Source organism: Mycobacterium sp. (genome assembly GCF_052143115.1).
Lineage (GTDB): Bacteria > Actinomycetota > Actinomycetes > Mycobacteriales > Mycobacteriaceae > Mycobacterium.
Map to the genome: position 1 here is coordinate 23270 of NZ_JBKQTQ010000197.1, position 10208 is coordinate 33477.

A 10208-nucleotide genomic window follows, 5' to 3' on the forward strand; every position below is an offset into this window, starting at 1 on the left:
GATCGACGCTAGCGCTGACCGTTTCGGCGTGTCGTCGCGCTAGCGTCGATGTCGCGTCTTGGTCTGGCCGTCAGTCGCGTCGCCCCAGCTCTCCAAGTTCCCGAGCGTGTGACCAGACGGCCTCCTCACCGAAATCGGGCAGGATCATCCCATCTTCCAACCTGGACAAGGCATCGACCTCGTCGAGGGACACGATGATCCGACGCTTGTCCTGGCCGGTGATGGAAGACCAGGAGTCGCATAGCCGAGTCAGGAGTTCGCCTCGCACCGCGCTGTCGAATCCGGCACGAAGGGTTGCGGTGATCGACGACACCGTGTTAGGCCGTCCACCGGTGAAGAATGCGGTCGGCTCGGATTCGATGAATACGACATTGACGAATTCGGCGGGAACGGAAACGACGGAAGCGTGAACTTTCGTGATCGTTTCGGCCAACGTAACCCGGGTGTCGGCGTCGAGGGATCCGGCAGGGACGAGGCACCGTCGAAGACCGAATAATTATGACGCCAGTCGGCCGGCGACCGCCACCACTCGGCGAGCCAGGTGGTCAAGCGCATTGTCGGTCGCGTCGTCGAACTCGGCGATGTTGTCATGCGTGGTCACCAGGCTCACGCCGTACGGATTGCCGTCGACGAACTTGCACGGATCGGTGTAGCCCGGCGGGACGATGATGCCGCCCCAATGGATTAGCGTGATGTAAAGCGCAAGCAGGGTGGTTTCCTGGCCGCCGTGCGCGGTATTGGACGACGTGAACGCCGCGTACACTTTGTCGGCGAGCTTGCCTTCGGCCCACAGCCCGCCCAGCGAGTCGATGAAGGTGCGCAACTGCGCCGCGGGTGAGCCGAATCGAGTCGGTGAGCCGAAGATCACCGCGTCGGCCCACACGATGTCGTCGCCGGTGGCCACCGGAAGGTCCTTGGTCGCTTCGTAGTTCGCTGTCCACGCAGGGTTGTGGGCGAACGATTCCGGGTCGTGGGTTTCGGCGGCGTGACGCAGCCGGACCTCGGCGCCCGCCGACTCGGCCGCCGCAGCGACGCGCTTCGCCATGGTCGTTCCATGACCGGTTGCCGAGTAGTAGATGATCGCCAGCTTCGTCACGGTGTCATCGTAGACATGTCGCCGATCCCGAACACCTGCTGGAGCACTGTGCACCGCCGTCCATCGCTTCAGACAACACCATTAGGCTGGCCGGGTGAGCCTGCCTGTTGTCTTAATCGCCGACAAACTTGCCGAATCAACCGTCGAGGCCCTGGGTGACCAGGTAGAAGTGCGCTGGGTCGACGGCCCGGACCGGGAAAAGCTGCTGGCTGCGGTGCCTGAGGCCGACGCTCTGCTGGTCCGCTCGGCTACTACCGTCGACGCCGAAGTGTTGACTGCCGCACCCAAGCTGAAAATCGTGGCGCGCGCCGGCGTCGGGCTGGACAACGTCGACGTCGACACCGCCACTGAACGCGGTGTGCTGGTCGTCAACGCCCCGACGTCGAACATCCACAGCGCCGCCGAGCACGCGTTGGCGCTGCTGCTGTCAGCTGCGCGCCAGATCCCCGCAGCCGATGCGTCGCTGCGCGAGCACGCTTGGAAGCGGTCGTCGTTCTCGGGCACCGAGATCTTCGGCAAGACCGTCGGGGTGGTCGGGCTGGGCCGCATCGGGCAGTTGGTCGCCCAGCGGTTGGCCGCCTTCGGCGCGCATATCGTGGCCTACGACCCCTATGTGTCGCCGGCGCGGGCGGCGCAGTTGGGCATCGAGCTGCTGACCCTCGACGAACTCCTGGTGCGGGCCGACTTCATCTCGGTGCACCTACCGAAGACACCCGAGACCGCGGGCCTGATCGACAAGGAGGCGATGGCCAAGACCAAGCCGGGCGTGATCATCGTCAACGCCGCCCGCGGCGGGCTGGTCGACGAGGCCGCGCTGGCTGAGGCGGTAACCAGCGGACATGTCCGTGCGGCGGGCATCGACGTGTTCACCAGCGAACCCTGCACCGACAGCCCGCTTTTCGACCTGCCGCAAGTGGTGGTCACCCCGCACCTGGGTGCCTCGACCACCGAGGCGCAGGACCGGGCCGGGACCGATGTGGCCGAAAGCGTAAAGCTGGCGCTGGCCGGGGAGTTCGTCCCTGACGCGGTCAACGTGGGCGCCGGGGTGGTCAGCGAGGAGGTGTCACCCTGGCTGGACCTGGTGCGCAAGCTCGGCGTGCTGGTTGGTGCGCTCTCCGAGGAACTGCCGGTGTCGCTGTCGGTGCAGGTACGTGGTGAGCTTGCCTCCGAAGACGTTGAGGTGCTGCGGCTTTCGGCGTTGCGCGGGCTGTTCTCAGCGGTCATCGAGGATCAGGTGACGTTTGTCAACGCCCCGGCGATAGCTGAAGAACGTGGCGTGGCCGCTGATCTCAGCACGGCAACCGAAAGCCCTAACCACCGCAGCGTTGTCGACGTCCGGGCCGTGGCTTCCGATGGTTCGGTCGTCAACGTTGCCGGCGCGTTGTCCGGACCGCAGCTGGTGGAAAAAGTTGTGCAGATCAACGGCCGCAACTTCGACCTGCGGGCCCAGGGCATCAACCTGGTCATCAACTACGTCGATCAGCCTGGGGCATTGGGCAAGATCGGCACCCTGCTCGGTACCGCCGGGGTCAACATCCACGCGGCCCAGCTGTCCGAAGACGCCGAGGGTCCGGGCGCGACGATCCTGCTGCGGTTGGACCGCGACGTTCCCGCTGACGTGCGGTCGGCGATCGGTGCGGCCGTCAACGCCAACAAACTCGAAGTGGTTGACCTGTCGTGAAGCGCCCCGGCGACAAAACAAATTCGAGCGATGCGGTGCGGGTACCACCCGCTTGCGGGGGAGAGCGGCGCTCATGAAGCTGGCGGTTATCGCCGGCGACGGGATCGGGCCGGAGGTGGTGGCCGAGGCGGTCAGGGTTCTCGACGCGGTGCTGCCCGGCGTGGAGAAGATCGATTACGACCTGGGGGCGCGGCGATTTCACGCGACGGGGGAAGTGCTGCCCGACGCGGTGCTTCCCGAACTGCGGGCCCATGACGCGATCCTGCTTGGCGCTATCGGGGATCCATCGGTGCCCAGCGGCGTGCTCGAGCGAGGTCTGCTGCTGCGGCTGCGCTTCGAGCTGGACCACCACGTCAACCTGCGCCCGGCGCGGCTGTATCCGGGCGTGCGCAGCCCGCTCGCCGGTAATCCCGACATCGATTTCGTGGTGATCCGGGAGGGGACCGAAGGCCCGTACACCGGAACCGGCGGCGTGATCCGAAGGGGCACAGCGCATGAGGTGGCTACCGAGGTCAGTATCAACACCGCGTTCGGTGTCCGCCGCGTCGTGGAAGACGCTTTCGAGCGCGCGAGGCAACGTCGCAAGCATCTGACCCTGGTGCACAAGACGAACGTGCTGACGTTCGCCGGATCACTGTGGTCGCGGACCGTGCAGGAAATCGGCGAGAAGTATCCGGACGTCGAGGTGGCCTATCAGCACGTCGACGCCGCGACCATCCACCTGGTCACCGATCCGGGGCGGTTCGACGTGATCGTGACCGACAACCTATTCGGCGACATCATCACCGATTTGGCCGCCGCCGTATGCGGCGGCATCGGCCTGGCCGCCAGCGGGAATATCGATGCCACCCGGACCAACCCGTCGATGTTCGAGCCGGTGCACGGCAGCGCACCCGACATCGCCGGTCAGGGAATCGCCGATCCGACCGCCGCAATCATGTCGGTGGCGTTGCTGCTTTCCCACGTTGGCGAAGACGCTGCCGCCGCGCGAGTGGACCGGGCCGTGGCGTCCCATCTGGCCAGTCGCCCGACCGAAAAGCTATCCACCGTCGAAGTCGGCGAAAGGATAGCGTCCGCGCTCTAGTTTCCAGCCCTGGCGGTAACACCTTGGCCGGCACGATCGGCACCGCCAGTAGCGGGAAAACACTGCAAACCGCGAAGGCTGGCGGATAGCCGTGGGCGGCGATCAGCTCACCGAATACCGGAGGCGCGCCTGCCGCCATCAACCGCTGATAGGTGTTCTGCAGACCCAGCGCACGCCCGCTCCAAAACGGTCCGGCGTATTCGGTGACGGCGGTGGATTCCAGCCCGTTGTCGAGCACCGAGACCACCGATGCCGCGACCATCAGTGGTACGGCGAGCGAAGAGCGCAGATGATCGGCCAAGGCCAACCCGGCCAGGACCAGGACGCCTGTCACGGCCATGATGCGCACCGGACGCAACCGGGAGCCGACCCGGTCCGACCACCGGCCGACTACAACCCGGCCCACGGCCCCGAGCAGCTGCGACAGCGTGACCATTGCTCCTGCCGACGTGATCGACCACCGGTAATTCGCGATCAGCCAGACCAGCATGAACGTCACAGTCACCGTCTGCGGCACCATCAGAAGTGCAGCGACCGCGTGAATCCGCTGCAGTACGTGTGTCTTTCGGTAAGGGTTGGCTAACTCCTGTTCAGTGGCCGCCTCCCATTGCTTGCGAGGCGGGTCGACGACGGCCACGAAGCTGGCCACCGCTGACGCCGCACAAAGCACGGCCGGAAATATCAGCCCCCACGTCGCCGACGGGCTGTGCTCAGAGAGCTCGGGAATGACCAGCGCGCCCAACGCAATTCCCAGCGGTTGCGCGGTCTGGCGAACACCCATCGCCAGGCCGCGTTGCTCGGGCGGGAACCACCCGGAGACCAGACGACCGCCGGCCGAGTTGCAGCTGGCGGCCGCCATGCCGCCGACGAACAGCAGCGCGGCGAACGACACCATCGAGTGGACCGTCGATGCGAAGTAGGCGGCTACCGCGGTCAACGCTGAACCGACCGTCAGCACGATGCGTTCGCCCACCCTGTCCAGCAGATAGCCCCACAGAATCAGCGTCACCACCATGCCGAAGCTCGGCATCGACGACAGCAAGCCCGCCTCGGCCAGCGGCGTGCCCAGATCGTCCTCCAACGCGGGGATGAGAAAAGCGACGCCGTTGATGAAGACGAACACGCTCGCCGTCACCAGGAGCGAAACGATGACGATCGACCAGCGTCGGCCCGTACTGAGGCTGACCGTGCCGGTCGGGTCCGTCGGCATCGATCCATGCTCGCACAGCGATGTGAGTACTGGGGCTAAAGCGATAACCAACCCGTCCCTGCCGACCCGCATCGTCGGCCCCACTAGGCTCAAACAAATGCGCCTTGGCCGAATTGCCAGTCCTGACGGTGTCGCGTTCGTGAACATCGACGGCGAGCCGGACCAGCCCGGCGGGATGACTGCCCGCGAGATCGCCGAACACCCCTTCGGCGCCCCGACTTTCACCGGCCGCTCCTGGCCGCTGGCCGACGTGCGACTGCTGGCCCCGATGTTGGCCAGCAAGGTGGTCTGCATCGGCAAGAACTACGCCGATCACATCGCCGAGATGGGTGGCATAACGGGACCGGCGCCGGCCGACCCGGTGATCTTCCTCAAGCCCAATACCGCGATCATCGGGCCGAATGTGCCGATCCGACTGCCGGCTGAGGCGTCGCCCGTGCATTTCGAGGGCGAGCTGGCGGCCGTCATCAGTCGGCCTTGCAAGGACGTCTCAGCCGAGCGCGCCGCCGAGAGCATCCTCGGCTACACCATCGCCAACGACGTGTCAGCTCGCGACCAACAGCAGGCTGATGGCCAATGGACACGGGCGAAGGGCCACGACACCTTCTGCCCCGTTGGGCCGTGGATCGTCACCGACACCGACCCGGCCGACCTCGAACTGCGCACCGAAGTCAACGGCGAGGTCAAACAGCACAGCCGTACCTCGTTGATGATCCACGACGTCGGAGCGATCGTGGAGTGGATTTCGGCGGTGATGACGTTGCTGCCCGGCGATCTCGTTCTCACCGGCACGCCGGCGGGTGTTGGGCCCATCGAAGACGGCGACACCGTCAGCGTCACCATCGAGGGAATTGGAACATTGACCAATCCCGTTGTCCGCAAAGGAAAATCCTGACCGCAGCAGTCGGCGTACTGGTTCGGTTCTACCCGTCGCCAACGGCATCGCGCATGTCGGGATGATTCGCTCTGCGCTGCTCAGGGACACCGACGCCGAAGGTGACAGCTCTGGCCCACGTCCGAATCGGGCGCGGGTGAGAAGCGACCGGATTGTTTGGTAGTCTGCACGTCGGCCCATAACGGCTGGCAGCAGCGGCCGCACGACCGTCACATTGTCTGCGGGAAGCCCTTGACCAGCTGTTTTAGGCAGCCAATGGGGTATGGTGTAATTGGCAACACAGCTGATTCTGGTTCAGCCATTCTAGGTTCGAGTCCTGGTACCCCAGCAAAGTTTCTCCACCACAAGTAATTAGGTGGGCGTATGCCGGTGAGCTATGCTGGCACCTCGGATCAGTTCTGGCCCCGTCGTCTAGCGGCCTAGGACGCCGCCCTCTCACGGCGGTAGCGTGGGTTCGAATCCCATCGGGGCTACTTATCTGCCGGCACTAGCCGGCAGCGGGCGCGGTCGACCCGCCCACCGGTACGGGGGGTATCCCAAGCTTGCGGTGATCCCATGAGCGGGTCCGACGGCTGACAATGCGCACGGCGACTCGCTTATTCATCATCATGTCCACCGCCGGCTTCATCTCGTCGGTGTAAGGGCCGGTGTAGCGCTCCCACACACTGACTCCGACCCGGAATATGGCGTCGGGATCGTCCACGATCTCGGCGACGCCTTCAAAGGACACCCCGCGCAAGGTGTCATAGGTTTGGCCATCCTCGAGCAGAAAGCTCACCCGCGGATCGCGCGTCAGGTTGACGGCCTTCTGCGACTTGGCTTTGGTTTCCAACCAGATCTCGCCGTCGACCACGCCGTACCACATCGCGGTCAAGTGCGGCTGCCCGTCCTGGCCGATGGTGGCCAGCGTGCCGGTGCGGCTGCTGTTGACGAAGTCGGTGATCTCGTCCTGCGACATGACGATCTGCGCGCGCTGGTTGCTTCCCATGGCGACAGTGTGTCAGGCCGCTACCGCGGGCTCGCCGGGCGGGCGATCAAGGCGTGCTTCACAGTCGGCGAGTAAGGGCATCGGCGGCCGCCAGCAGATCGGCCGCCCAGCGCGCGCCCGGGCGGCGGCCCATGCGGTCGATCGGACCCGACACAGAGATGGCGGCGATCACCGTACCGCGGGCATCGCGTACCGGCGCGGACACACTCGCCACTCCGGGCTCGCGCTCGGCTGCGCTTTGGGCCCAACCACGACGCCGGACTTCGGCCAGCGCGCGGTCGCTGAATTTTGCGATGGGCAGTACCGCCTGCCGAGTGGCGTCGTCGCTGTATGCTAGCAGCACCTTGGCACCGGAACCCGCCGTCATCGGCAACCGCGCACCGACCGGAACGGTGTCGCGAAGGCCTGCAGGCGGTTCCACCGCGGCGATGCAGATCCGCCAGGTGCCGTCGCGGCGGTACAGCTGCACGCTTTCGCCGCTGATGTCGCGCAGCCGCGGCAGCACCGATGCGCTTGCTGCAAGTAGTGGGTCGCTGGCTTGAGCGGCCCGCTCGCTGACCGCCGGGCCCAGCCGCCAACGCCCATCGCCATCGCGGGCCAGTAAGCGATGGACCTCCAAGCCGGCGGCCAATCTGTGTGCAGTGGCTCTGGGCAGACCGGTGCGATCGCACAATTCGGCCAACCCGCATGGTGATTCCGCGATGGTGTGCAGCACCCCCACGGCTTTGTCGAGAACGCCGATGCCGCTATCCTGTCTCACAGAGAGATACTAACGTCTCGCATAGTGAGATCAAGTTATGGCGCCGCATCGGTGGGCCACAACCAAGGGAATCGGGATGACCTCGTGAAGAAGACTTCAGCCGACGCTGATGCCGCGCGGCCGCGCACGTTGGCGCAGAAGGTTTGGGACGACCACGTGGTGGCCTCCGGCGGAGGCGCCGAGCCCGACCTGATCTATATCGATCTGCACTTGGTCCACGAGGTCACCAGTCCGCAGGCATTTGACGGTCTGCGCCTAGCCGGCCGCCCGGTGCACCGACCCGAATTGACGCTTGCCACCGAAGACCACAATGTGCCGACCATCGACATCGACAAGCCGATCGCCGACCCCGTTTCGCGCAACCAGGTCGAGACACTGCGGCGCAATTGCGCCGAATTCGGGATCCGCCTGTACCCGATGGGCGATATCGATCAGGGCATCGTGCATGTCGTCGGCCCGCAGCTGGGTCTGACTCAGCCGGGAATGACGATCGTGTGTGGTGACAGCCACACCTCGACGCACGGCGCATTCGGCGCATTGGCAATGGGAATCGGCACTTCTGAGGTCGAGCACGTGCTGGCCACCCAGACACTTCCGCTGCGGCCGTTCAAGACCATGGCCGTCAACGTCGACGGGACGCTGCCTGCCGGCGTAACGGCCAAGGACATCATCCTTTCGGTGATCGCCAAGATCGGCACCGGCGGTGGCCAAGGCCATGTCATCGAATATCGGGGCAGCGCCATCGAATCGCTCTCGATGGAGGCCCGGATGACGATCTGCAACATGAGTATCGAGGCCGGGGCCCGGGCGGGGATGGTTACACCCGATGCGACCACCTACGAATTCTTGCGTGGACGCCCGCATTCCCCGACCGGCGCGCAGTGGGATGCGGCGCTGGATTATTGGGATCGGCTGGCTACCGACGAAGGCGCCGAGTTTGACACCGAGGTGTATTTGGATGCCGCTTCGTTGACGCCGTTCGTCACTTGGGGGACAAATCCGGGGCAGGGAGTGCCATTGGGAGCCGCGGTGCCTGATCCCGAGCTGATGACCGATGACAACGAGCGCCAGACCGCCGAGAAGGCGCTGGCGTACATGGACCTTCGACCCGGAATCCCGATGCGCGACATCGCGGTGGATGCCGTGTTTGTCGGGTCGTGTACCAACGGCCGCATCGAGGATTTGCGCGTGGTAGCCGACGTGTTGCGAGGCCGCAAAGTGGCCGACGGGGTGCGGATGCTGGTTGTGCCGGGATCGATGCGGGTACGGGCGCAGGCCGAAAAAGAAGGGTTGGGCGAAATCTTCACGGCTGCGGGTGCCGAGTGGCGGCAGGCTGGGTGCTCGATGTGTCTCGGGATGAATCCGGACCAGCTGGCGCCGGGGGAGCGCTGCGCGGCAACGTCAAACCGCAATTTCGAGGGACGCCAGGGCAAGGGTGGCCGTACCCACTTGGTGTCGCCTGCCGTCGCCGCTGCCACCGCGGTGCGCGGGAAGCTCTCCGCCCCGGCCGACTTGAACTAACTGAGGGAGAACCGTAATGGACGCTTTTCACACTCACACGGGTATCGGAGTGCCGCTGCGGCGGTCCAATGTCGACACGGATCAGATCATTCCTGCGGTCTATTTGAAGCGGGTGACCCGAACGGGTTTCGAGGATGGTTTGTTCGCGGCTTGGCGGACCGATCCGTCTTTTGTGCTCAATCTCAGTCCGTTTGACAGGGGTTCGGTACTGGTCGCCGGACCCGATTTCGGCACCGGATCCTCTCGGGAGCATGCGGTCTGGGCGCTTATGGACTATGGATTCCGGGTAGTGATCTCGTCCCGCTTCGGCGACATTTTTCGGGGCAATGCGGGGAAGGCGGGGTTGTTGGCTGCCGAAGTTGTCCAAGACGATGTGGAACTGCTCTGGAAGCTCATCGAGGGCAGCCCCGGGTTGGAAATCACTGTCAATCTTCAAGATCGGAATGTGGCCGCAGGAACGGTGGTGGTGCCGTTCAAGATTGACGACTACACCGCCTGGCGTTTGTTGGAGGGACTCGACGACATAGCCCTTACGCTGCGGAAACGCGACGAGATTGAGCTTTTCGAGTCGGAGCGGCCGACTTGGAAACCGCAGACATTGCCCACTTCCTGACGGCTCGATTGGGCCCGAATTTAGGGCGCCCCAGTGCCGTATTTGACGGCTCGAACCGTTCCAAGCCACTGACTATGCGCTGCAACCGGATTCCTAAAAAGTTCGCCAGAACCGACTGAAATTGCGCGTGGCTCTTGGAAATCAGGCACCTCAGGGTTTACCGTGTCCTCTAGTCGGTCCAAAGTGGACCGCGAGCAAGCGGAGGATATGCATGAACAAGGCAGAGCTCATTGATGTGCTCACTGAGAAATTGGGCTCAGACCGTCGGTCGGCAACAGCCGCCGTCGAGAATGTTGTCGACACTATTGTGCGGGCCGTGCACAAGGGCGACAGCGTCACCATTACCGGCTTCGGTGTGTT

The 10208-nt window shown here is 64.7% G+C and carries 9 protein-coding genes, 2 tRNA genes and 2 pseudogenes; 8 read left to right on the forward strand and 5 right to left on the reverse strand.

Annotated elements, in window-relative coordinates:
- Window positions 1–70 precede the first annotated feature (70 nt).
- Together ACLQI9_RS20820 and wrbA are read right to left on the reverse strand one after the other, a co-directional pair.
- Window positions 71–457: pseudogene (locus ACLQI9_RS20820) on the reverse strand (tautomerase family protein); the annotation flags it as partial.
- Between the two features lie 39 nt (window positions 458–496).
- Window positions 497–1096: an NAD(P)H:quinone oxidoreductase gene (gene wrbA, locus ACLQI9_RS20825; RefSeq protein ID WP_442382766.1), complete on the reverse strand. Its 600-nt coding sequence runs from the start codon at window positions 1094–1096 to the stop codon at window positions 497–499.
- Window positions 1097–1190: 94 nt separating this feature from the next.
- On the opposite strand from wrbA, the gene serA reads away from it, so the two are divergent.
- Together serA and ACLQI9_RS20835 are read left to right on the forward strand one after the other, a co-directional pair.
- Window positions 1191–2777 carry a phosphoglycerate dehydrogenase gene (gene serA / locus ACLQI9_RS20830; RefSeq protein WP_442382765.1) on the forward strand — a complete coding sequence of 529 codons (1587 nt, stop codon included), beginning with the start codon at window positions 1191–1193 and terminating at the stop codon, window positions 2775–2777.
- Window positions 2778–2850: 73 nt separating this feature from the next.
- Complete coding sequence (locus tag ACLQI9_RS20835; protein WP_442392098.1) at window positions 2851–3861, forward strand: 3-isopropylmalate dehydrogenase; 1011 nt, start codon at window positions 2851–2853, stop codon at window positions 3859–3861.
- Window positions 3862–3994: 133 nt separating this feature from the next.
- Here ACLQI9_RS20835 and ACLQI9_RS20840 read toward each other — a convergent pair.
- A pseudogene (locus tag ACLQI9_RS20840) lies at window positions 3995–5218 on the reverse strand (MFS transporter); the annotation flags it as partial.
- Here ACLQI9_RS20840 and ACLQI9_RS20845 point away from each other — a divergent pair.
- The 3 genes from ACLQI9_RS20845 to ACLQI9_RS20855 all read left to right on the forward strand — a co-directional run bounded on the left by ACLQI9_RS20845 (window position 5169) and on the right by ACLQI9_RS20855 (window position 6439).
- A complete protein-coding gene (locus ACLQI9_RS20845; RefSeq protein WP_442376953.1) occupies window positions 5169–5966 on the forward strand; it encodes a fumarylacetoacetate hydrolase family protein in 798 nt (265 codons plus the stop codon). The pseudogene ACLQI9_RS20840 and the gene ACLQI9_RS20845 overlap by 50 nt on opposite strands.
- Before the next feature lie 256 nt (window positions 5967–6222).
- Window positions 6223–6294: transfer RNA gene (locus tag ACLQI9_RS20850), tRNA-Gln, on the forward strand.
- Between the two features lie 72 nt (window positions 6295–6366).
- A tRNA-Glu gene (locus tag ACLQI9_RS20855) sits at window positions 6367–6439 on the forward strand.
- A gap of 14 nt (window positions 6440–6453) precedes the next feature.
- Here the strand turns inward: ACLQI9_RS20855 and ACLQI9_RS20860 are convergent.
- Window positions 6454–6954, reverse strand: coding sequence for a PPOX class F420-dependent oxidoreductase (locus ACLQI9_RS20860; protein ID WP_442376951.1), 501 nt, complete (start codon window positions 6952–6954; stop codon window positions 6454–6456).
- 58 nt (window positions 6955–7012) lie between these two features.
- Window positions 7013–7714: an IclR family transcriptional regulator gene (locus ACLQI9_RS20865; RefSeq protein ID WP_442392099.1), complete on the reverse strand. Its 702-nt coding sequence runs from the start codon at window positions 7712–7714 to the stop codon at window positions 7013–7015.
- A gap of 84 nt (window positions 7715–7798) precedes the next feature.
- Between ACLQI9_RS20865 and leuC the strand changes: the two genes are divergently transcribed.
- The 3 genes from leuC to ACLQI9_RS20880 form a co-directional block, all read left to right on the forward strand.
- Complete coding sequence (gene leuC, locus ACLQI9_RS20870; RefSeq protein ID WP_442392100.1) at window positions 7799–9235, forward strand: 3-isopropylmalate dehydratase large subunit; 1437 nt, start codon at window positions 7799–7801, stop codon at window positions 9233–9235.
- A 16-nt stretch (window positions 9236–9251) separates the two neighbouring features.
- Window positions 9252–9848 carry a 3-isopropylmalate dehydratase small subunit gene (gene leuD / locus ACLQI9_RS20875; RefSeq protein ID WP_324443739.1) on the forward strand — a complete coding sequence of 199 codons (597 nt, stop codon included), beginning with the start codon at window positions 9252–9254 and terminating at the stop codon, window positions 9846–9848.
- A gap of 211 nt (window positions 9849–10059) precedes the next feature.
- Window positions 10060–10208, forward strand: a 149-nt coding sequence (locus ACLQI9_RS20880) for an HU family DNA-binding protein (protein WP_442392101.1), incomplete at its 3' end; no start/stop codon positions are given.